Annotated in this window: 21 protein-coding genes; 9 read left to right on the top strand and 12 right to left on the bottom strand. The window is 45.4% G+C overall.

Annotated elements, in window-relative coordinates:
- Window positions 1-122: 122 nt before the first annotated feature.
- The 8 genes from H8K52_RS14530 to scpB all read right to left on the bottom strand — a co-directional run bounded on the left by H8K52_RS14530 (window position 123) and on the right by scpB (window position 10,181).
- Window positions 123-239 (bottom strand): DUF924 family protein, encoded by a 117-nt coding sequence (locus tag H8K52_RS14530; RefSeq protein WP_186923634.1) that lies wholly within the window; start codon window positions 237-239, stop codon window positions 123-125.
- Between the two features lie 66 nt (window positions 240-305).
- Window positions 306-1,256, bottom strand: coding sequence for a tRNA pseudouridine(55) synthase TruB (truB, locus tag H8K52_RS14525; protein ID WP_186923633.1), 951 nt, complete (start codon window positions 1,254-1,256; stop codon window positions 306-308).
- Window positions 1,257-1,429: 173 nt separating this feature from the next.
- Window positions 1,430-1,828, bottom strand: coding sequence for a 30S ribosome-binding factor RbfA (rbfA, locus tag H8K52_RS14520; RefSeq protein ID WP_186923632.1), 399 nt, complete (start codon window positions 1,826-1,828; stop codon window positions 1,430-1,432).
- Window positions 1,829-2,061: 233 nt separating this feature from the next.
- A complete protein-coding gene (gene infB / locus H8K52_RS14515) occupies window positions 2,062-4,950 on the bottom strand; it encodes a translation initiation factor IF-2 (RefSeq protein WP_186923631.1) in 2,889 nt (962 codons plus the stop codon).
- An 84-nt stretch (window positions 4,951-5,034) separates the two neighbouring features.
- The gene (gene nusA, locus H8K52_RS14510) at window positions 5,035-6,594 is read right to left on the bottom strand and encodes a transcription termination factor NusA (protein WP_186923630.1); all 1,560 of its coding nucleotides are present in this window, start codon (window positions 6,592-6,594) and stop codon (window positions 5,035-5,037) included.
- Window positions 6,591-7,079 (bottom strand): ribosome maturation factor RimP, encoded by a 489-nt coding sequence (gene rimP, locus H8K52_RS14505; RefSeq protein ID WP_186890041.1) that lies wholly within the window; start codon window positions 7,077-7,079, stop codon window positions 6,591-6,593. The genes nusA and rimP overlap by 4 nt, the downstream gene beginning before the upstream one ends.
- A gap of 272 nt (window positions 7,080-7,351) precedes the next feature.
- A complete protein-coding gene (locus tag H8K52_RS14500) occupies window positions 7,352-9,202 on the bottom strand; it encodes a pseudouridine synthase (RefSeq protein WP_186923629.1) in 1,851 nt (616 codons plus the stop codon).
- The gene (gene scpB, locus H8K52_RS14495; RefSeq protein ID WP_186923628.1) at window positions 9,189-10,181 is read right to left on the bottom strand and encodes an SMC-Scp complex subunit ScpB; all 993 of its coding nucleotides are present in this window, start codon (window positions 10,179-10,181) and stop codon (window positions 9,189-9,191) included. Before scpB ends, H8K52_RS14500 begins: the two co-directional genes overlap by 14 nt.
- A gap of 558 nt (window positions 10,182-10,739) precedes the next feature.
- On the opposite strand from scpB, the gene H8K52_RS14490 reads away from it, so the two are divergent.
- On the top strand, window positions 10,740-11,006 hold the full coding sequence (locus tag H8K52_RS14490; protein WP_186923627.1) for a helix-turn-helix transcriptional regulator: 267 nt from the start codon (window positions 10,740-10,742) through the stop codon (window positions 11,004-11,006).
- Between the two features lie 84 nt (window positions 11,007-11,090).
- Here H8K52_RS14490 and H8K52_RS14485 read toward each other — a convergent pair whose 3' ends face one another.
- The gene (locus tag H8K52_RS14485) at window positions 11,091-11,291 is read right to left on the bottom strand and encodes a hypothetical protein (protein ID WP_186923626.1); all 201 of its coding nucleotides are present in this window, start codon (window positions 11,289-11,291) and stop codon (window positions 11,091-11,093) included.
- A 176-nt stretch (window positions 11,292-11,467) separates the two neighbouring features.
- On the bottom strand, window positions 11,468-11,824 hold the full coding sequence (locus tag H8K52_RS14480; protein WP_186923625.1) for a carboxymuconolactone decarboxylase family protein: 357 nt from the start codon (window positions 11,822-11,824) through the stop codon (window positions 11,468-11,470).
- 203 nt (window positions 11,825-12,027) lie between these two features.
- On the opposite strand from H8K52_RS14480, the gene H8K52_RS14475 reads away from it, so the two are divergent.
- The 4 genes from H8K52_RS14475 to H8K52_RS14460 are packed head-to-tail and all read left to right on the top strand — an operon-like array spanning window position 12,028 to window position 15,767.
- Window positions 12,028-12,636, top strand: a complete 609-nt coding sequence (locus H8K52_RS14475) for a TetR family transcriptional regulator C-terminal domain-containing protein (protein ID WP_186923624.1) — start codon at window positions 12,028-12,030, stop codon at window positions 12,634-12,636.
- Window positions 12,633-13,826 carry an efflux RND transporter periplasmic adaptor subunit gene (locus H8K52_RS14470; RefSeq protein WP_186923623.1) on the top strand — a complete coding sequence of 398 codons (1,194 nt, stop codon included), beginning with the start codon at window positions 12,633-12,635 and terminating at the stop codon, window positions 13,824-13,826. The genes H8K52_RS14475 and H8K52_RS14470 overlap by 4 nt, the downstream gene beginning before the upstream one ends.
- On the top strand, window positions 13,823-15,046 hold the full coding sequence (locus tag H8K52_RS14465) for an ABC transporter permease (RefSeq protein WP_186923622.1): 1,224 nt from the start codon (window positions 13,823-13,825) through the stop codon (window positions 15,044-15,046). The genes H8K52_RS14470 and H8K52_RS14465 overlap by 4 nt, the downstream gene beginning before the upstream one ends.
- Complete coding sequence (locus tag H8K52_RS14460; RefSeq protein WP_186923621.1) at window positions 15,039-15,767, top strand: ATP-binding cassette domain-containing protein; 729 nt, start codon at window positions 15,039-15,041, stop codon at window positions 15,765-15,767. Before H8K52_RS14465 ends, H8K52_RS14460 begins: the two co-directional genes overlap by 8 nt.
- A 253-nt stretch (window positions 15,768-16,020) precedes the next feature.
- On the opposite strand, the gene H8K52_RS14455 is transcribed toward H8K52_RS14460, so the two are convergent.
- Together H8K52_RS14455 and H8K52_RS14450 are read right to left on the bottom strand one after the other, a co-directional pair.
- Complete coding sequence (locus H8K52_RS14455) at window positions 16,021-18,249, bottom strand: TonB-dependent receptor plug domain-containing protein (protein ID WP_186923620.1); 2,229 nt, start codon at window positions 18,247-18,249, stop codon at window positions 16,021-16,023.
- A 294-nt stretch (window positions 18,250-18,543) separates the two neighbouring features.
- A complete protein-coding gene (locus tag H8K52_RS14450; RefSeq protein WP_186923619.1) occupies window positions 18,544-18,945 on the bottom strand; it encodes a hypothetical protein in 402 nt (133 codons plus the stop codon).
- Window positions 18,946-19,430: 485 nt separating this feature from the next.
- Here H8K52_RS14450 and H8K52_RS14445 point away from each other — a divergent pair, with 485 nt between their 5' ends.
- The 4 genes from H8K52_RS14445 (at window position 19,431) to H8K52_RS14430 (ending at window position 23,051) form a co-directional block, all read left to right on the top strand.
- Window positions 19,431-21,446, top strand: a complete 2,016-nt coding sequence (locus H8K52_RS14445; RefSeq protein WP_186923618.1) for a ribonucleoside triphosphate reductase — start codon at window positions 19,431-19,433, stop codon at window positions 21,444-21,446.
- Window positions 21,447-21,463: 17 nt separating this feature from the next.
- Window positions 21,464-21,661: an anaerobic ribonucleoside-triphosphate reductase gene (nrdD, locus tag H8K52_RS21615; RefSeq protein ID WP_186923617.1), complete on the top strand. Its 198-nt coding sequence runs from the start codon at window positions 21,464-21,466 to the stop codon at window positions 21,659-21,661.
- 1 nt (window position 21,662) lies between these two features.
- Window positions 21,663-22,382: an anaerobic ribonucleoside-triphosphate reductase activating protein gene (locus H8K52_RS14435; protein WP_186923616.1), complete on the top strand. Its 720-nt coding sequence runs from the start codon at window positions 21,663-21,665 to the stop codon at window positions 22,380-22,382.
- A gap of 255 nt (window positions 22,383-22,637) precedes the next feature.
- Complete coding sequence (locus H8K52_RS14430) at window positions 22,638-23,051, top strand: bacteriohemerythrin (RefSeq protein WP_222613792.1); 414 nt, start codon at window positions 22,638-22,640, stop codon at window positions 23,049-23,051.
- Window positions 23,052-23,250 lie beyond the last annotated feature (199 nt).

Raw genomic sequence — 23,250 nt, 5'->3', positions numbered from 1 at the left:
TGCCTTCAATATTCCTATGATCTGTGTTTCTGTAAATCTGCTTTTACGCATTTCTGTTCTCCTTTGGCACATAAGTTTGCCTCAAGAACTCTAGTTATGCATGGCTTGATTTTACGGGATGGTTACAGCATCACGCTGTGAAATCGGCTGTGTATCAGTTGATCAAATTCAGAATCGACACTCCACCATTTCTTGCTGTCGATTTCTTCGAACCAGAATTGAATAATGTCTTGAAACATGAGAGGCTTTCGTCGGGGGGCAATTAGACTATTCTACCCCCGAAAGTGAAGTCGAGACAGGCAAGTTTAGTGTTGATCCACAGTGGAAATCAAACGCTCTGGTGCCAAGACACCGAACTCTTGTAGCTGTGCCGAGCCCAGTAATTGTTTCGTTGTTTGTTCAGGCTCAGCGCGATAAACTCGGACACGCCCGAGTTCGCTTGGATGCGCAACTGCTTCCTTCGTCAAGGAAATCCTTTGGCCTTGCAAAAAGCGTTTAGACAACTCTGGGTTTAAGAGCACCTCAGGAAAACTCGACAGCAAAGCATCGACAGGCGCTAACAAGGCATGGCGTTGCTCTTCGCTCATTTCAATTAACTGATCGAGCGTTACGGTATTTTCTAAAATGAGATGACCGACATGGGTGCGACGCAATGTATTTAAATGCGCACCGCAGCCTAAAGCATTGCCGATGTCTTCACCTAAAACACGAATGTAAGTACCTTTGCTACAACGTACATTTAGGGTGAGAAATGGCGCTTCGTATTTAACGAATTCAAGTAAATGAATCGTCACTGTACGCGCTTCACGTTCTAGCGTGATGCCTTCGCGTGCATATTCATAGAGTGGTTTTCCGTCACGTTTGAGTGCCGAATACATCGGTGGCACTTGCAAAATATCGCCTCTGAATTGTGCTAAGACGGCTTGAATTTGCGCTTCCGTGATATTGACTTCATGCGTTTGTATTGTTTCACCTTCGGTGTCGCCTGTGTTGGTGCTAATACCGAGATGCACTACGGTTTGATAAGTTTTATCTGCATCCAACAAATCTGCGGAGAACTTGGTTGCTTCACCAAAACACAATGGCAATAAGCCTGTAGCAAACGGATCTAGAGTGCCAGTATGACCCGCTTTAATCGCGTTAAGCAAACGCTTGGCTTTGATTAGCGCATCATTGCTCGACCAACCCACAGGTTTATCTAATAACAGCACGCCGTTGATGGGTAGGCGCGTTTTTTTCTTAATGGGTTGGTTCATATGCAGATTAGAATTGGAATTTCAAAAAATTTCTACTCAGCACTCATAAGAGACGTAGGGCGGGTGAAACCCGCGCCGCCAGCCTATTGAGCACCCGATCAGCACGGGTTTCACCCGCCCTACGAAAACTGCAGTCTCTAAGCCTCTGCGGTTCCAGCTACTGAAGAACCGAATCAGTCTTCGTCGTCGTTCTTATCTTCTGGAACGTGAGTCGCGTTCGCTTCGTCGATCAATTTCGACATCGCAATACCGCGCATAGTGGAAGTATCGTGGACGAAATGCAATTGTGGCAAAGTGTGAATGCGCAGTTTTAAGCCGAGTTGATTACGCAAAAAACCTGCGGCTTTATTCAAGCCATCAAAAGTGTTTTTAATTGCCGCTGGATCGTCTGCCAATGTCGTGAAATACACTTTTGCATGGGCGTAGTCTGGCGTTAACTGCACTTCAGTGAGCGTGATCATACCAACGCGTGGATCTTTGAGTTCCGCCCATATGATTTCGGACAAATCACGTTGGATTTGATCAGCGACGCGCAAACCGCGAGCTGGGATGGATTTACTATTTTTGGCCATAAGGATTACCGGTTACTGCTTCTAATATTTTATTCATCATCGAGAAAGTCTGTAAGACCTTCTCAATATTAGTCGTCATGTTTCAACAGGTAACGAGGGTTACCTATAAATTTCAATATATGCTGCGAACTAGAATTTCAACCCTTAAAGGGGGGAAACTTCCAATCTCTTTTCAACACTACAAAATTAAAGAGGAAGCTCGCGCTTCCTCTTTAGTCTTACTTCTTGTTAGCTTACAGAGTACGAGCAATTTCCTGGATCTCGAAGATTTCTAAGAAATCTCCGACTTGGATATCGTTGTAGGCTTTGAGTGAGAGACCGCACTCCATACCTGCACGAACTTCTTTGGCATCGTCTTTGTAACGTTTCAAAGAATCCAACTCGCCAGTCCATGTCACCACATTGTTGCGTAACAAACGAACTGAGGACGTACGTTTAACCACACCTTCAGTAACCAAGCAACCTGCAATCGAACCTACTTTGCTGACGGAGAAGACTTGGCGAATCTCGACCATACCAATGATCGTTTCGCGCTTCTCTGGTGCCAACATACCGGACAAGGCAGATTTAATCTCGTCTACTGCATCGTAAATGATGTTGTAGTAACGGATGTCCACGCCATTCGATTCAGCCAACTTACGGGCGGAGGCATCAGCACGGGTGTTAAAGCCGATGATGACCGCTTTGGAAGCGACCGCCAAGTTGACGTCGGATTCAGAAATACCGCCGACCGCCGCATGTACCACTTGTACGCGTACTTCGTTGTTCGACAACTTGACCAAGGATTGAACCAAAGCTTCTTGCGAACCTTGCACGTCGGTTTTGACGATGATAGGCAAGTTTTTGAGTTCGCCTTCGCCCATGTTTTCGAACATGTTTTCGAGCTTCGCTGCCTGCTGTTTCGCCAATTTAACATCACGGTATTTACCTTGACGGAACAAAGCGATTTCACGTGCTTTGCGTTCATCGACCATGACCATCACTTCTTCACCAGCGGCTGGAACCTCGGTCAAACCTTGAATCTCTACTGGAATCGATGGACCTGCTTCGCTGATATTTTTGCCGTTTTCATCCAACATCGCACGAACGCGACCGTAAGATGAACCAGCCAAGACTACATCGCCGCGTTTCAAAGTACCGGACTGAACCAAGATCGTTGCAACGGTACCGCGACCTTTGTCCAAACGAGATTCAACCACCAAACCTTTCGCTGGTGCGTCGATTGGAGCACGCAATTCTAAAACTTCAGCCTGCAACAATACTTGCTCTAACAACTCGTCGATGCCTTGACCCGTTTTTGCTGAGACAGACACAAATGGTGATTCACCGCCGTAGGCTTCAGGAACGACGCTTTCAGCGATCAATTCTTGCGTCACACGATCCGCGTTACCACCTGGTTTATCAATTTTATTGATCGCTACCACCAAAGGCACACCAGCGGCTTTTGCATGGGCAATCGCTTCTTTCGTTTGTGGCATCACGCCGTCGTCTGCTGCAACAACAAGAATAACGATATCGGTTGCTTTCGCACCACGCGCACGCATCGCAGTAAATGCTTCATGACCCGGAGTATCTAAGAATGTGATCATGCCGCGTGGTGTTTCAACGTGGTAAGCACCAATGTGCTGCGTAATACCACCAGCTTCACCAGAAGCCACTTTTGCGCGACGAATATAATCAAGCAACGACGTTTTACCGTGATCGACGTGACCCATCACTGTAACGACTGGCGCACGTGGTGACGATTCGTATTCAGCGTGTTCTGCAACGTCAGTCAGCATCGCTTCTGGATCATCGATCTTCGCTGCAAACGCTTTGTGACCCATTTCTTCCACGAGAATCATTGCTGTTTCTTGATCGAGAACCTGATTGATCGTGCACATTTGACCGAGTTTCATCAAATGCTTAATCACTTCGGAGGCTTTTACAGACATTTTATGCGCCAACTCAGCAACCGTTAAGGTCTCTGGTACATACACATCTTTGATGACAGCTTCAACTGGCACTTGGAAATTCGTTTCTCTATCGTCATGATGATTATTACGACGACCTTTAGGACCACTTTTCCAGCCGTCACGACCAACTGGTGCAGCACCACGTGTTTTCAACCCGCCGCCACGTTTTTTAGCAGCATCTTCTTGCCATGTTGACGACACATTGGCAGATTTGACGGCCTTCTTGTCGGTTGGTGCGGCTACTGCCGGTTTCACATCTTTCTTGTCACCGGGCTTTTTCTCGCCAGGTTTTTTATCAGCTGGCTTGTGCAAAGTACCTTCAGCGACTTTTGATGGCGATGGGACGACAGGTGCTGGGGCTTCGACAACTTTTGGCTTACGCGCTGCCAACATCATTTCTTTAATCTGCGCAACTTCGTCAGCAACTTTCTTACGAGCGTTTTCAGCATTTGCAGCACGTGCAGCCGCTTCTTTCACCGCTTCTTTGGCTTCAGCAGCAGCGGCAGTCGCTTTTTTCTTTGCTTCTTCAGCAGCTAGGCGTTTGGCTTCTTCATCTACTGCAGGGGTATCAGAAGCGACTTCCGAAACCGCTGGAATTTTGCTTGCTTTCGCACGCTTTTCTTCCGCTTGCTTCGCTTTTTCTGCTTCTGCTTTCGCCTTCGCAGCAGCTTCGGCTTCGCGTGCCGCTTTCGCTTCTGCTTCTTTTTCTGCTTCAAGTTTTGCCAGTTGCTCTTGCTTAGCTAACAGCTCAGCTTCACGACGCGCTGCCAACTCTGCCTCGGCTTGCGCCTCTGCCTCACGACGCGCCATTTCTGCTGGATCAATTGCTATCGCAGGTTTCGCATTGTCTTCAGGCGAGCTTTCGTCGCGCTTCACAAAAGTACGTTTTTTACGCACTTCAACTTGTACGGTGCGTGTTTTGCCAGTCGCATCAGCTTGCTTGATCTCGGTTGTTTCCTTGCGAGTCAAGGTGATTTTTTTCTTATCGGCATCAGGAGCCACGCCGTGCGAACGGCGTAAATGTTCCAACAACTTGTCCTTATCTTCTTTGGACAAGACATCGGACGCAGACGCTTTTGTAACGCCTGCGGCATTCAATTGCGTGAGCAGTAAATCCGCTGACATTTTCAGCTCGGTGGCAAATTGAGCTACATTATTACTCGCCATTCAGTCCTCTTTCTTTGTTTGCGCTGTGATTTAACGTTATAAATTAAGTTAAATCCACGCTTCAATTATGTTGTTTACTCGTGATTATTTTGCTTCAACGAGTTTCCATGCTTTTTCCAATAAGGCTTTAGCATGTTCATCATATTTAGCGTCGATGAGTTTCATCTCATCATCAGTCACATCTTCAAATGCATTATCAATTAATTGACGCGCACGGTCTGTAGACAGAGCCAAAATCGCACCAAATTCATCGTAAGCTAAGCCACCGAAAGCAGCGAGGGTCTTAATACCAGCCAAGCCCAATTTACCTGCTGTTGCACGGCTCATACCTTCCAGATTAATCAATGCGTCTTCCACACCCTCTACACCTTCTTCAGAAGCAATCGCTTCTGTCACAAGTGCGTCACGTGCGCGATTGCGCAATTCATTCACTGTATCTTCATCTAAGGCGTCAATTTCCAGCATTTCGCTAATTGGTACATAAGCGATTTCTTCTAAGCTAGAGAAGCCTTCGTCAACCAAGATGTCTGCAACTTCTTGATCCACGTCGAGTTTTTCCATGAACAGCGCACGGATGCCCGCAGATTCTTGTTCTGCTTTATCCGCAGATTGCTCTGCTGTCATGATGTTAATTTGCCAGCCAGTCAATTCTGCTGCCAAGCGTACGTTTTGACCACTACGGCCAATCGCAATCGCCAAGTTTTCATCATCAACAACGACGTCCATTGCGTGTTTTTCTTCATCAACCATGATGGAGGACACATTCGCTGGCGCTAAAGCACCGATCACGAATTGCGCTGGATCTTCAGACCACAACACGATATCGACACGTTCGCCGCCCAATTCGCCAGTCACTGCTTGTACGCGCGAACCGCGCATACCAACGCAAGTACCAATAGGATCGATACGCTTATCATCCGTGTGCACCGCGATCTTAGCGCGCACACCTGGATCACGGGCTGCAGATTTGATGACCAAAGAACCTTGTTCGATTTCTGGCACTTCCAATTCAAACAATTTCATGATGAATTCTGGCGCGGTACGGGACAAGATCACTTGTGGACCACGTGCGTTGCGATCAATGCGCAAGATATAAGCACGGACGCGATCACCAACGCGCAAGTTTTCTTTCGGAATCATTTGATCGCGTGGCAAACGTGCCTCGATACGACCAGATTCCACCACTGCTTCGCCGCGTTCCATGCGTTTGATCGTGCCCATAACCAGGGAATCACCGCGCTCTAAGAACTCAGCCAAAATCTGTTCACGTTCCGCATCACGAATACGTTGCAAAACGATTTGCTTCGTATCTTGTGCAAAACGACGACCCAGTTCTACTGATGGAACTGGCTCTTCAATGTATTCATCGACTTCAATATCAGCGTACTGTTCCACTGCTTCAAAATGCAAAATCTCCTGATCTGGCAATTGTAAACCAGCTTCATCAGCCACCACGTGCCAACGACGGAATGTACGATACTCGCCAGTATCACGGTCGATCTCTACACGAATATCGACTTCACCTTCATAACGCTTTTTGGTAGCCGTTGCCAAAGCATGTTCCAATGCGCCAAAAACGATATCTTCATCAACGTTTTTTTCACGCGCCAGCACATCAACCAATAATAAAACTTCGCGACTCATGCTTTGCGACTCCTAAAATCCACTTGCGGCACTAAGCGTGCCTTATCTAAATCAGCGAGCGTAAACTCAAGCATCGCCGCGCCATCTTTTGTTTCAAATTCGAGCTTCAGAGTTTCCCCTTCTGGCTCATGCAATACACCTTCGAAACTCTTACGATTCGCCATGCCTGGCATAGGCAATCGCAATTTCACATTGGCTTTTTCGCCGACAAAACGGACGAAATCAGCCATCTTCTTCAAAGGTCGATCTAAGCCAGGAGAAGAAATCTCTAGGCGTTCATAGTTCACCTCTTCTACAGTCAATACGTGTGACAATTGATGACTGACTTTCGCACAATCCTCTACTGTGATATGACCTTTTTCTTCAACATCTTCTGGCAAAAGATCGATATACACACGAAACAAACCACGCTCTGCTCGCTCAAAGTCGACCAGATCATAGCCTGTCCCATTGACAGTCTTTTCAATTAATTCCAACAATTGCAAGACAATTCTCCGATAAACACAGATCTCGATTTTGCAGCAGATCAATTTAAGTAGAATTAACTCAAATTCACGCCCAAAAACGATTCGCCAAAAAAAAATGGGCACTAGCCCATCTTCTTAGCGCCTTGAAAAGTTTCAACTTCAATCAAAAACCAACTCAAGGAAAAATCTGCTAACTACAAGATTATAAACGATTAATTACTCAATCGCAATGAGAAGTCGGTGAAAAACGCAGCATGAGCAACATCTTTCACCCACTTCTAGGCAATAATTTAAGTGCCGCGACGACGGCGTGCGGCAATCGCTTGACCAATAGCAGGGCCGCTACCACGCTCAGTTGGCCCACGACGATTTTGATCACGACTCGGATAACCTAAAGCCGTTTGCAAAGGGTCCGGCTGACGACTGCGCGACTTGCCGCCATTTGCATTCGGTTTAGCAGCCTTAGAACCACCTGGCGTCCCAGCATACCCACCAGTACCAGCACCACGCGGCGGACGACCATTTTGCGGATTAGCAAAACCACCACGCACCGTAGGCTCGAAACTTCTTTGCACTGGCGCATCAAACGGATTCACATTGCGTGGCACCTTGCCACCCTGCACGCGATTACCATTTGGCTTACCCATAGGCTTTTCGGATTTTTCGCCAGCAGTTTTTTCCAAACCACTGACTTTAAGCAGACTACGCACAGCATCTTCGCCCAACTCATCCCAACGACCACGTTTCAAGCCGGATGGCAAAGTCATTACACCGTAGCGCGTACGAATCAAACGCGACACGGTCAAGCCAACAGCCTCAAACATACGACGCACTTCGCGGTTACGACCTTCGCCAATGATGACGCGATACCACTTATTCACACCTTCACCACCACCATCGGAGATCTTGGAGAATTGCGCCATACCGTCTTCTAGCTCCACGCCAGCCAACAGTTTCTGACGCATACCTTCTTCCAAGTCACCCAAAGTACGCACAGCGTATTCACGCTCAATGCCATAACGTGGGTGCATCAGGCGGTTCGCCAAATCACCCGACGTTGTGAACAACAATAAACCTTCGGTGTTGTAATCGAGGCGACCAACTGCCAACCATTTACCAACCTTCATTTGCGGCAAACTATCAAACACCGATGCGCGACCCTCTGGATCGCTAGCACTGACAATTTCACCAGCTGGTTTATGATAAATCAGCACGCGTGGCGGCTTTTTACTGACTTTACGCTGAATTAATTTTCCATTAATACGCACTTGATCTTGCGGCAAAATACGCTGCCCGATATGCGCTGGCTCACCATTAACGGATACGCGACCAGCAATAATCAACTCTTCCATATCGCGACGCGAACCGAGGCCTGCTTCTGCCAAGACTTTATGCAGTTTTGGCGCATCATCATCGGCAGTTAAATCACGACGAGGCTTCTTATTTTTGTCGTTACGTGAATACTGAGCATCATCTGCAGCGTCGTACGCATCGGAAGTCACGAATGAAAACACATCATCCGCATCAGGTACTGCACCACGATTACTTTGCTGACCTGGACGACGTTGATTATTTTGATTACGTTGATCACCAGTGCGATTTTGCGCACCTTGCCCAGGCTTCGGCTGTTGACGATTGCGTGGTTGCCCATCGCGTTGCTGACCATCGCGCGCTTGACCATCACGAGGCCGCACATTACGGGAGTTATTTCTATCACCCTGTGGGCGACGTGGGCGCTCGTTGTTGTCGCCAGCACTTGCTTGATTTATCGGATCTAATTGCGGCGAAGATTGCTGCTCAACACCTGTTGTATTGAGATCTCGCGCCTCAACTTGACGTGGTGCGCGAGCTTGACGTGGCTGACGCTCTTGACGCGGCGCTCTAGCAACAGGCTCTGACTGCTCTGCAAAAACTGGCGCTTGAGCAGCCGCCTCCACATTAACAGTTTCCGGCTTTAATCTTGGCTTACGCGGCGCTCGCGGCGCTTTTGCAGCAACGGCACCATCGCTTGCAGCAACAGTGGCATCATCCACTTTAGCAACTTTTGGACGTGCGACACGCTTTGCACGAGGACGCGGCGCATCGGTATCAGCACCAGGATTGTGCTGGCTGGAAGTATCGTCTGGATTATTTGTGTTCATTATCTGATTCTGGTTTGAAAGGTGTTAGAGCTTCAGCATCCGCTTCCGCTACTTCATCTATATTCGTATCAGCCATCATTGCAACATCATCCAAGATCACATCACTGGCTGCTTCATTTTCAAGAGCGTCTGTTGCGCGGTCTTCCAATGCAACTTCACTCAATTCTTCTTGCGCACTTATTTCTGCGCTTATTTGCTCATTTACTTCAATTTCGTTTTTATCTATTTCAATCGTATTATTTTCAATCTCAGCTTCTGGCGCGTCACCCTCAGAAACATCTGCCGCAAGCTCAACATTGACATCATCATTAGAATGAGACTCATCGCCAACAGCCTCAACATTCACCGTCGGTGCATCAGCGACCTCAACCAAAGCTTCAATTCCGTCAAACATATTCAATTCTGGAGAATCATCTTTAGAAGGAAGTACATCTTCTGCCTCTTCCTGGCCAATTTGCTGCAAAGGCGGCAATTGATCGAGGGACGCCAAACCCAAGTCACTTAAAAACTGCTTGGTTGTTGCAAACAAAGCTGGCCGTCCAGGAACTTCACGATGACCAATAGTTTCTATCCAGCCACGATCCTCTAGGGTCTTTACCATCTGAGAAGCCACAGCAACACCGCGTATTTCCTCAATGTCGCCGCGAGTCACAGGTTGACGATAAGCAATGATCGCTAAAGTCTCCAAAGTCGCACGTGAGTATTTGGGCGGCTTTTCTGGATTCAAACGATCGATGAAAGCGCGCATCTCAGGGCGACTTTGAAAGCGCCAGCCCGTCGATAAGGAAACCAACATAATTCCCCTGTCCGACCAATCTTGGCGTACTTCTTCCAGCATTAATTTAATCGTATCAGCACCAACCAAATCCTCTTGATCGCTACTATCGACAAACAATTTTTTCATTGTGTTAATGGTCAGCGGCTCATGTGCGCATAACAATGCGGTTTCGAGTACACGCTTGGCATCTGCAGTATTCATGCAAACTCTTTAGCTAACAGGTTGTGTTGATCTTAAGAAGTATTCAGTGAAGCACTCGGGATAGCTATTATCCCAACCAGTCTAGTCTTGTAGGACATTGCGCAGCACGAATCATCGATGTGCGCCTGGTGGATCAGTCTGCAGCCAACTTATATTGAGAGTAACGAATAAAAGTCAGTCAAAACAGTCGATCAATTTAGTAGATGCCCGATTGTAGTCTAGAAATACGTTCTAAACACAAACCAATCAAAAAAATCCATCAGCATAACGAAAAAGCCACGATGAAACGTGGCTTTATTCTTAAAACTGGTTGCGGGGGCAGGATTTGAACCTACGACCTTCGGGTTATGAGTCCGTCGGGCAGCCCACCGAAAAACAAAAAACCTAACAAAATCAAGGACTTCTATACCCTGAGTTACTCTATTATACCTCAATTTACCGACATAGGTGCGTTAAATTTGCAGCAGATTTTAAGCATTAAAGTAATTATAGGTAACTACAAATATCTGGTTACTAAACTAGTGGCAGTCATGTGATTGCATACGTGAGTCGCTCAAAATGGAACAACTATACAGCCCAGAAACTCTTGCAAAACTACTTGGAATCGCCGAACAAACAATTTACAACAGACACTCGACAGGAGGTGACTTGCCAGTCTCGGTGAAAATTGGTCGCCTACTTCGCTTTCGTCCCTCTGACGTTATGACTTGGTTGGATCAGAAACAATTAATGCAGCGCTCACCGCCACCCATTGCTACCAATACAAAACGCCGCCGCGGTCGTCCATCTAAGAAGGAGGAAATCGCTGCACGTCGGCTGCAATAATTATTGAGGATTACCATTCATATTTACTTTGGCGCCAAGAACTAATAAAGCAGTTTTTGGTGAATACTTTTATCAAAAGATTTATCACAAAGTAGCATTTTTAATTTTGCTCAACTTATATAGTGCTGGTACATGAGAAGTCAAAACAAATGCTGCCACAATTCCTCCAAGGATCGCTGTTGCAGCTATCCCCCCATCAAGAAGATCGACAATGCCAAATGGTTTGTCCACGCAAATAAAAAAATGCGGGAAGAAGAATAGCAAACTACCTGCTAGCATTGTCATCAAAACGACTATCCAAAGAGCTTTCTCACGCCTTCCTTCCAAAATACTCAGCGAAGCTAAGCACCAATATGACGCAGAAGATCATTATTACTATTTGAGCAGACAACAAAAAAGGTCCTATTTGAATTGCATCCAAAGTAAATTCACATTAAAGAAAGACAATGATCATCATCGCTTTACACAGTCGCCATCGGCGTCGACATTTGCTCAAACGCAGTTAGAGCATCCGCTGCATACATCAATGATGGCCCACCACCCATGTAAACGGTCATTCCCAGCATTTCTTCAAACTCAGCACGACTCACGCCTAGTTTAATTAAAGCTTGCACATGAAAACCGATGCAGCCATCACAATGGGCGGCAATGCCGAGTGCAAGTGCGATTAATTCCTTCGTCTTTTTATCCAAAGCGCCATCGTTGCTTGCAGCTTGTGCCAGCATCGAGAAGGCCTTCATGACATCCGGCGCATCCGTCCGCAATGTCGCTAATGATGCAGAAATTGACTTTGTAATATCGCGATAATTCTTACTCATAAATTACTCCTTGATCGATGTTGATGGCGACATTATGTCTCAGCACTAATTGAATACAAGCATTCTTCTTAGTGGATATTGAGGCATCGCAAATTGCTTAACAATCCCATAGAAATCCCTTGCAATCTGCATTTAGTGCAGTAAGATAGTAACTGATTACTTACTTTATTCAAAAGATACCCCCAAAGAAAGAATGTCGAATCGTGGAAATTCATGCAAAGCACCTCCCAGCTGATGAACGCAAAGCTGTTACTGTAGAAGCAGTCATTGCGCTCGCTGCGACCAAGAATCCGGGCGATATCACTACCGCCGCCATTGCTAAACACATGCAATTAACTCAGGGCGCTCTGTTTCGTCACTTCCCAACCAAAGTTGCGATTTGGCAGGCAGTGATGGAATGGGTTAGCCAACATCTTCTCGGGCGAATTGATAAAGCATCTGCGGGAATTGAGTCACCACTGAAAGCGATGTATGCCATGTTTACAAGCCATTTGGAATTTGTCGTTGAACATCCAGGTGTGCCGCGCATGCTATTTGGCGAGCTGCAAAAAGCGGAGATGACACCGGCAAAACATTTAGCGCAAACCTTAATTCAAGCATACGCAGAACGGCTGCGCGCAATCATAGAGCGTGGAAAATCCGTCGGTGAGATTTCCGCCGAGATCAATACTCAAGCTTGTGCCATTTTGTTCATCGGCACCATTCAAGGTTTGGTAATGCAATCGCTTTTATCTGGAAATATTCAAAAAATTCTACTGGATGCGCCAGAAGTTTTTTCTATTTACGAACGCGGCCTCAGGAGTACCCCATGAAACAAGTGATTCAACAGTATGGACGTAAGTTTGCACTTGCCATCGTCATGAGCCTTATGCTTGGATTGCTAGGCTATGTCTTTCTGCGTTCGGGTCCATTGGCTCCCATTAGCGTCACAACTGTCAATGTTGAAAAGCGTGCAATTCAGCCTTCCCTATTTGGCATTGGAGCCGTAGAAGCGCGTTACACCCATAAGATAGGTCCCACAGTTGCTGGCCGTGTGAAACGCGTTGAGGTGCAAACTGGTGACGTCGTGAAACAAGGGCAAATATTAGCTGAAATTGACCCTATCGATTTTGAGGAAAAAATAAGTGCGCTAGATGCGAGTGTCAAACGCGCAGGTGCGAATATTTTGAGTGCGGAAGCAAACACTCAAGAGTCGCAAGCACGTAAAAAATTTGCAGAGCTACAAGTGAAGCGCTACGAGCAACTTGTGCCATCGCGGGTTATTAGCGAAGAAGCGATGGAAGTGAAACGACAAGATTTACGTATTGCACAGGCAAATGCTATTGCTGCACAAGCTAACCTCGATGCAATGCGTGATGAACAACAACGCACTCGCGCCGAACGGGATGGCATGGCGCGCCAAAGATCACATTTACGCTTATTGTCACCCGTGGATGGTATCGTGATGCGTCGTGAAATAGATCCAGCAACCACTGTAGTTGCTGGACAAGCTGTGCTAGAAATAGTGGAACCGAGCTCAATTTGGATCAATGCACGCTTTGATCAACAACGAGCTTTCGGTTTAACTTCGTCACTACCAGTGCAAATCTCGTTACATACACGAGCCTCTGCGTTGCCCGGCAAAATCGTCCGTATTGAGCCACATGCCGATTCTGTTACTGAAGAGCTGTTAGCGAAAATTTCATTTGATCATTTGCCGCAACCACTACCCTCAATAGGTGAATTAGTTGAAGTCAATGTCGCTATGCCATTGGAAAAAATCATGCCAGTTGTGCCGAATGCCAGCCTGCAACGCTTACAAGGGGAACTTGGAATATGGAAACTTAATCAGGAAAAATTGCAATTCGTCCCGGTCAAAATCGGTATTAGTGACCTCGCTGGCAACGTCCAAGTGCTAGAGGGATTGCTAGGAGGTGAGCGTATCGTCGTCCACAGTTTCAAAAAATTAGATACAGCCAGTCGAATTAAGGTCGTCGATCAACTCGCCGGAACATCCAAATGATTAGCCTGGCCGGCCGCGATATTTTACATAGCTGGGGTAAATTCGTTTTTACTGGGATCGGTCTTGGCCTATTGATCGGCGTAACTCTCACTATGGCAGGCATTTATCGCGGCATGGTAGATGATGCCAAAACTCTGCTTGATAATAGCGGCGCTGATTTATGGATCGTGCAACAAGATACCCTCGGGCCATACGCAGAGGCATCGAGTATTTATGACGACACTTATCGCAGCCTACTTGGCATGCAAGGCGTAGCCGCAGCTAGCAATGTGACTTACCTTACGATGCAAGTACGTAAAACCCAAGCGCGCAGTACAAATATGGCGAATGAGGTTCGTGCGATGATTGTCGGCACCGTTACCAACGCACCTGCGCAACCAGGGCAGCCAGCCTATCTAGTCGCTGGCAGACACATCACGCGTGATCACTATGAAGCTATCGCAGACATCTCTTCAGGCTTACAACTAGGAGAGAACATCAAAATTCGCCGCAATCAATATCAGGTAGTCGGACTGACCCGTCGCATGGTGTCGTCCGGCGGCGATCCGATGATTTTCATTCCATTGCGTGATGCGCAAGAGGCACAATTTTTAAAAGACAACGATGCGATTGTCCGGCAACGTGCACGCACCGCACAAAATCCGGCACTAAATCGACCTAATACGCCAACGCTATTGGCAGCAGTAATTCAGTCACAAAGTGTGAACAACTCCGTTAACGCTGTTTTAGTGCAAATAAGCCCTGGAACCGATCCCGAAAGTGTTGCAGAGCCAATCCGTCGATGGAAGCATTTAACAGTTTATACACGCGTACAAATGGAAGACATATTGATTGCAAAATTAATCGCCACTTCTGCCAAACAAATTGGTATGTTCTTGGTGATATTAGCGATCGTCAGTGCCGCGATTGTTGCCTTCATTATTTACACACTAACGATAGGGAAAATTCGTGAGATCGCAGTACTAAAATTAATTGGTACAAAAAACCGCACAATTGCCACCATGATTCTGCAGCAATCCTTAGCCTTAGGTGTCATCGGTTTTGCAGTAGGAAAAATATCAGCAACATTTTGGGCACCCATTTTCCCCAAATATGTATTGCTAGAAAATAGCGACGCCGTCAGTGGTTTTTTTGCAGTAATGGCGATTTGTATGTTGGCCAGCTTACTCGCGATACGCGTTGCTTTACAGGTAGACCCAGCGGAGGCCATTGGTGGATAAATCACTAAACACAAAAGGCAAAGGTATTCGAATCGAGAATCTAACCAAGACCTATGGTCAAGGAGATACTGCAGTCCATGCCTTAAAAAATGTCAATATGGTGGTAGCCCCCGGCGAAGTGGTTGGTCTGGTGGGGCCATCTGGCTCTGGTAAAAGTACCCTTTTAAAATGTCTCGGTGCCGTCATTGAGCCCACTTCAGGGCGCATGATTTTAGGCCAAGATGTGATCTATGAGAATGGATGGAATATTAAAGATTTACGAGCACTAAGGCGTGACAAGATTGGTTTTGTTTTTCAAGCACCGTATTTAATTCCGTTCTTAGATGTCACTGATAATGTAGCTCTATTACCAATGCTGGCAGGTGTTGCCAATGCCGAAGCTCGTCAACGTGCGGTCGCACTCTTCGAGGCGTTGGATGTAGGACATAGAGCCAAAGCAATGCCATCCCAATTATCTGGTGGCGAGCAACAAAGGGTTTCGATTGCACGTGGATTAATCAACCGGCCACCAGTCATCTTAGCCGATGAGCCAACCGCACCACTTGATAGTGAGCGCGCATTAGCTGTCATCCGCATACTCAACCAAATGGCTAAACAGTTCGATACCGCCATCGTCGTTGTTACTCACGATGAAAAAATTATCCCCACGTTCAAGCGGATTTATCACATACGCGACGGCGTGACTTATGAAGAAGCTGGAGAAGGCAGAAACTTTGCTTAGGGTCTCGATGAATCGCAACTTCGTTGTCTTTGACTCGTGAAAACTTCTTACAGAATTTATCGATGATGTGACCTTGCACAATAAGGGGGGCCATAGATGTACTGACACACATCTATGGGGATGTCTAAAAATTCAAAACACAAATCTCGACTAGATATCAAAAACTAACTGATGAGGACAACTCTGCATAGAATGTATCGCTATACAGTTCGAATCAGTTCGCATTTTGAAAGATGCCGATCAATAAATCAAATCAGAACTTCCATGTGCCACTAACATACATAGAACGTCCAACTCCCGGCACGGTCGTCCCATGAGGAACGCCCATTCCCATCGTAGCACCCTGTCCTAGATAAGCACCACCCAAGGGTAAAGAATAAAAACGATTGGTTAAATTTTCCACACCAAAATCAATTCGTCCCTGCTGAAAATCATAACTTGCACGCAGATTTACCAATGCGTAACCAGAAGTATTTAACTCACGGCGAATTTCTGAAACATGAGATTTAGCATTGACCACCTGCCACTCTAAGGTATTTGTCCATCGATCAATTTGTTGCTGCAAGCTGAATTTTGCATTCAATGGCATGATGTTATAGAGACCAGTACGCGTTTGTGTGTTCTCTCCGCGCACATAATTGATACCGCCTTTCGCATGAATTTTTCCAAAATCGCGGGATTGTGCGAGCGTTTTTTCGAACGACAAATCGATTCCGAATAACTCGGCCTGCTGGTTACTCAAACTCAAGTTAACAAAACCATCTTTGCGCGCAGCACAAATTTTTCCAATAGACGAACAAGCGACAGCATCAATGTAATCACGCACCCTTGTATAAAATGGCGCAAGCTTGAATTCAATTCCGCTGTCAACAAAATTCTGCCAATGAATTGTCGCACTCAAGGTTTGTGCAATCTCTGGTTTCAATTGCAAATTACCAACGTAACCATTGCCATCGCCAAACCAATTGTTCATGTTCATCACCATGGTATTACTATTTGCCCATGTATAACGCTCGTATAAATTGGGTGAACGCGTCTTGTAAGCATAGCCGCCATCAACACTAAAATTACTATCTGGGGCAAAACGAAATACCGCGCTTACATCAATATTATGATCGTTTCCTTGACGATCACTATGATTGAAGATGCCAGGAATAGATGTGGTGGAAGTTGGATCACCATAGGCCATATTGTTATATCCAGCGACGGCACCGCTATCCATTCTGACGCGTTCACTGCGCACACCGAGCTGACTAAACCAAGTAGGACTCCACTGCGTTTCCCACTCAGCGAATATAGCAAGTCGATTGCGTTCGCCATCTTTAATATTGATAAAGGTATTCGGTGCCATCATCATGCCCGTACCTGATGCATTCCACCAATCGTTCATGCGATATCGCTGCAATTCGGAGCCAAGAATCAATTTATCACGCTCAGACAACACCCAATCTGCTTTGAGTACCGCACCCGTGTTGTGTCCCGCTGTTTCCATCGGCATGCCAGGCGCATTACCATACCAATATTGCTTATCATCAGAGAAATTCATTCTATGTTGCGTTTGTTCATGATAAATCCGTGCATCGACATTGCCCCACTCAAGTTGCTGGCGATAATGCAGATTGATTTGCTCACTACGATTGCGCGTCATATCCATTCGTTGATTTGGAAAGCCTTGTAAGGGAATATCTTGCAACCCTAGTTTCAGTTCAAGTAATTGATCGGAGCCCCTTATCGCAAAGCCCAATGCATGATTTTCGCTTTGGTAAGCGGATGAACCAACTTCTCGGCCAGATGTCACGCTTCCTAAGGCTGACAATCCATTCAATTTAAAAGACTTCGCTGCCAGATAATTATCGGCTTTTGCAACTGCAGCTGAATAGTTAAAACTGAAGCTTGGTGTCGCATAATTGGCGTTTACATTAGCGCCACGAGCATGACTATTACTTCGGAAAAAGACTCCGGCTTGCCCTTTTAAAATATTTCCTTGATCTTCATTGGCAAACACGGAGGCAGAGGAATTGACCTTGATTGTGCCACCGATACTATCTCCACCACTGCTGACAGGGGCGATGCCATTGAGCACTTGTACATTCCCAACATTACTTGGATCAATATAGGACAGAGGTGGATTCATATGATTGGCACAAGCCGAAATTAAATTCATACCATCAACTTGTATTCGCAAGCGATCATCTGCCAAACCATGTAAAGATGGTAGGCTCGAAAGTCCCCCAGCTTTATATAAACTCATGCCTGGAATATTTTCTAAAAGTGACGCTGTATCACTCAAAATGCTCGCTGCCCCAGCTTTACTTTCTCCATCAACGTTAGGTGCAGCAATCTTTTCTCCACGAATCGTGATTTGACTAAGGATTTGATCTTTCTTTGAAGCACTTTGCTGGACTTTTCCAAAGGAAAATTGGCTTGTGAATGTAGCGACAATAGCCAAAACAATTAATTTTTTTCGATAAAGCGTATTCATAATTAGTTCTTCAATAAATTTTTTCGTTAAGAACATTCATAAGAATGTTCTTGTGAACGATATGTGTAGGCAGTAGCGCACGCTACGCAAAAAATTGGACTCGTCACGAGATAAAATGTTTGCCTTTTTTCAGGCAGAACAAATATCTCACTCCATTACTCTTATTGTTCTATTGAGGCGTAATGAGATATCCATTCATTACCCTGAGCTTCGTCATAGTAATGAACGGTTGTTGATCAATCATAGAAATGCATTTCCTTAAATAAAGGAAATCAATCAAGCTTTAATCCTCACTTAGCCAGCGAAATTTGAAGGTGGGCCACGAGCAAAAAATACCGTCGTGATAAATGAATAAAATCCAGTTGCGGAAATAGGTGGCAGCAAATAAACATATCGATGTGACGTGTGATAAGTAATACCGTAATATGTCGTTAGTAAGATGCCCGACGGTAGACACAAAGAGCAATCAAGTAAGTGCCCTTGCATGGATGCGCTCGTTGATTCGTCAATACCCAAACCATCGATACCAGTTTCTTGCGCGACAAATTTATAGCCAGTGCTGGTACAAACCAGATTGAGAATCTTGGGATTAACAACTGGAGAAACGATTGCAACAGCCAAAGTCAATCCGTAAAGCAGCAGCAATAGCTGTACTAAACGTAAAAAAACTGAGCGTTGTTGTACTAAGGTTTGCATCGAAGCTTACGAAATAAAAAACAACTTGAGTAAAAATAAGAGTAGCGATCAAACCCAAACTCGATTCTTGATTGAGCCGTTTGGATCACGGTTTCCACAACATGCAGATAAGACCTAATTCTACGGTCTTTATTTGTTCGAAAGGATGATAAATATCATGAATCGTTCTTGTGATCCTTTCCTTAAACTAGGCTTTAATATCTGCTAATAACGATTATTGAAGTCGATCAAATGTACCGAACTACTCAGCTCGATTCTCCTCGAAGTACAAAAATTTTTAAATGTAACTGCGGGCACAAGCCTCTCTTCACAAAACGAAGTGAAGCGATATAACTTCAATTAAAAGCTATGTGCCCATGTCGATTACGCTTCCTGATTTGACTCAAATCAATGAAAATAAGATTGGGGTTAACAGCAGTTGACCTAACTACATTTAGTTACTATTCTTTAAAAACACACTACATATTGTGTTTTAAGGAGCATAAATGAGCTTAACCCTTCCTTTGCTGCATCGTGAAGTAATCAAACGAGATGGCTGCGTTGTCAGCTTTGACGCAAGTAAAATAGCTTCTGCAATCAAGCGCGCTGGTACAGCAAGCAATGAATTTGTAGCCGATCAAGCGCACAAAATTACGATGCAAGTGCTCAGCCTCATTGAGAAATTTCCGGCACCTCAGCCACTTTCTGTTGAACAAATTCAAGATTTGGTTGAATCATGCTTGTTTGAAGCAAACTACCGAAAGACCTTACGCGCCTATATCGTTTATCGTGAACAGCATCAGAAACTAAGGGTCGATAACAAATCCCTAGTCGATGTTGAATTATCGATGAATGAATATCTAAACAGACAAGATTGGCGTATCAATGCAAACGCCAATCAAGGATATTCACTAGGTGGATTGATACTCAATGTTTCAGGAAAAGTTATTGCCAATTACTGGCTCAATCATGTCTATCCACCTGAAGTAGGACAAGCACACAGAAATGCCGATTTGCACATTCATGATCTTGATATGCTGGCAGGCTATTGTGCAGGTTGGTCTTTGCGCACTTTACTAAACGAAGGATTAAATGGGGTTCCAGGAAAAGTGGAATCTGATCCGCCTAAGCATTTTTCTAGCGCCATCGGGCAGATCGTCAATTTTCTCGGCACGCTACAAAATGAATGGGCTGGTGCGCAGGCATTCAGTTCTTTTGATACCTACATGGCGCCTTATGTTCGCAAAGATAAGCTCGATTACAAGGACATCAAACAATATCTACAAGAACTCATTTACAACTTAAATGTACCATCGCGCTGGGGCACCCAAACACCATTTACCAATCTGACTTTTGATTGGACATGTCCAGAAGATTTACGTGAGCAAGTACCTGTGATTGCTGGTGTTGAGATGGATTTCACTTATGGTGATTTACAGGCAGAAATGGATCTCATCAATCGCGCTTATATCGAAGTCATGATGGCGGGCGATGCAAAAGCGCGTGTCTTCACCTTCCCTATTCCTACCTACAACATCACCGAGGATTTTGATTGGCATAGTCCAAATGCAGAATTGCTTTTTGAAATGACGGCACGTTATGGCTTACCTTACTTTCAGAATTTCATTAACTCTGAGTTGAAACCGAACATGATACGTTCGATGTGCTGTCGACTCCAGTTAGACCTGCGTGAACTACTAAAACGTGGTAACGGCTTATTTGGTTCAGCCGAACAAACAGGCTCTCTTGGTGTCGTCACCATCAATTGTGCGAGGTTAGGTTATTTGCATCGTGGCGACGAACCTAGCTTATTGTCTGCACTCGATAAGTTGCTTGAGTTAGGAAAAACTAGCTTAGAGATCAAACGCAAAGTCATACAGCGCCATATGGATAATGGTCTATTCCCCTACACCAAACGCTACCTCGGCACATTGCGCAATCATTTCTCTACCTTAGGCGTGAATGGTATCAATGAAATGATACGTAACTTCACCGACGATCAACACGATATCAGCAGCGACACAGGGCACGCGATAGCCGTCCGCTTATTGGATCATGTGCGTGGACGTATGTTGGCGTTTCAAGATGAAACCGGGCACATGTACAACCTAGAAGCAACACCAGCAGAAGGGACAACTTATCGTTTTGCAAAAGAAGACCGTAAACAGTTCCCCACCATTTTGCAAGCCGGCACCCAGGATATGCCCTACTACACTAACTCGTCGCAATTACCGGTCGGCTTTACAGATGACCCATTTACCGCCCTCACTTTGCAAGATGATCTTCAACGCAAATACACAGGGGGAACGGTCTTACATTTGTATATGAGTGAGGCGCTCAGCAGTGCCGACGCTTGCCGCCATTTGGTACGAAAGGCGCTCAGCCGATTCACCCTACCTTACATCACTATTTCACCGACATTTTCGATTTGCCCTAAGCATGGTTATCTTCGTGGGCAGCATGAATTTTGTCCAAAATGCGATGAAGAATTAATCGCTCGTAAGCAGCATCAGTTTGTTTAACTTAAACAGGAGTCTCTATGAACACTAGCAATGCCCCTCTCTCTCAAACACAAAATCCATCGATCATCTTAAATGATGCAGAACGTCAAGTCTGTGAAGTCTGGACCCGTGTCATGGGCTATCATCGACCAGTGAGTTCATTTAATACCGGCAAAAAAGGGGAGTTTTATGAACGCACTTATTTTGAAGAAAATACAGTAGAGAAAGCTTACTGAGATGCCAGCAGCGACAGCATTGCGCACACTCAAAGTTGGTGGAATAACGAAATTTAGCAGCACCGATTATCCAGGTAAATTATCGTTAGTCGTGTTTGTGCAAGGCTGTCCATGGCGCTGCGGGTATTGTCATAATCCGCATTTGCAAACCAGAACAGCCAATGCGCCGATTACTTGGGCGTCCGTTCTACATTTGTTAAGGCAACGCGTCGGCTTTATCGATGCCGTTGTTTTTAGCGGTGGTGAGGCAACAATAGATCCAGCATTAAGTTCTGCCATTGATGAAGTGCGTCAACTAGGATTTGCAGTTGGCTTGCATACTGCTTGCATTTATCCCCGACAACTACAAGCCATCTTGCCCAAACTAGATTGGGTAGGCTTTGATATCAAAGCCCCCTTTCATCGCTACCCCGTTGTGACGGGCAAAGCGGATAGTGGTCAGCATATTCAGGCATGCACACAGATGATAATGGCTAGTGGCGTCGATTACGAATGCCGTACCACGGTTCATCCTGCATTGTTGTCTTCTGAGGATATATTGAATTTGGCTTACGATTTATCAGAAATGGGTGTTACCAACTATGCGATACAACTATTTCGATCACTAGGCTGTCTAGACACAAATTTACAAACAAGTCTGCCAAACGATTATCTGGATGCGACAACGCTGCAAACTCTTCAAGATCTATTCCCCAAGTTCACATTGCGACAGAATCATTAAATCGCCGTGCAATGCGCACTAAGAAATGCACAACAAAGCGCATCTCAAAAAGTAGCTGGTTTGAAGCTTCAATTTACCTCAAAGTACAGATTTCAAAGTGCAACTCTTCAAACCATCTGAAAAGCTTTCATCCATTTGAAAGATAGATCTACTTCGCCTATTATCAATCAAACACTTGCCCACAAACAACCACCGATTTACACTAAGGCACCTAGGAGAAATTCACTCGTAAGTAACTAAGGATAGGAATTGATTATGGTGTACTTTCAATGGAATTGCGCATTGAGTGTGGGCAATACGCTCATCGATAGCGATCATCAAAATCTGATCGACATTGTCAATGAACTTTATACGGCTGCCGATCTAAAGCAGGATTGCGACATCTTGGGAGACATCCTACAGCGCCTATTTGATTACACCAGTGAGCATTTTGATCGCGAAGAAGAAATGATGAAACTAACTGGTTATCCAGGCTTTGAAAACCATAAGAAGCAGCACAAGAAATTACTGGAGCGCGTAGTTCGTCTGCAAGCTTCTTTAGCTGAAAAAAGAGAATACGTCGCCAAAGAAACGGCTGAACTGCTAAAGTTTTGGCTTACTTCTCATATTTACATGGCCGATAAAGAATTGGCGATCGCGATTCAGAAGTCTAATGGAAGCCCTCAATAACACTCTTTCAATATTTTCATGGGCTTCTTGATTTTCCCATGTTGCCTTCTAGTTGCGTTTTCCGCAGTCGGTCGCTTATAGAAAATTTCACGGATTGTAGGATTACTATTCGAACAAGGCTAAAAATACGACTCCAAACGATTCATTGAGGCGACACCAAGCGTAGGCAATGATGTCATATTTGCGTTCAGTATTCGCC

The sequence above is a fragment of the Affinundibacterium seohonense genome, assembly GCF_014284305.1.
GTDB lineage: Bacteria > Pseudomonadota > Gammaproteobacteria > Burkholderiales > Burkholderiaceae_D > Undibacterium > Undibacterium seohonense.
The sequence above is the reverse complement of the archived record's forward strand: the minus strand, read 5'-3'. Positions and strand labels throughout refer to the sequence as shown.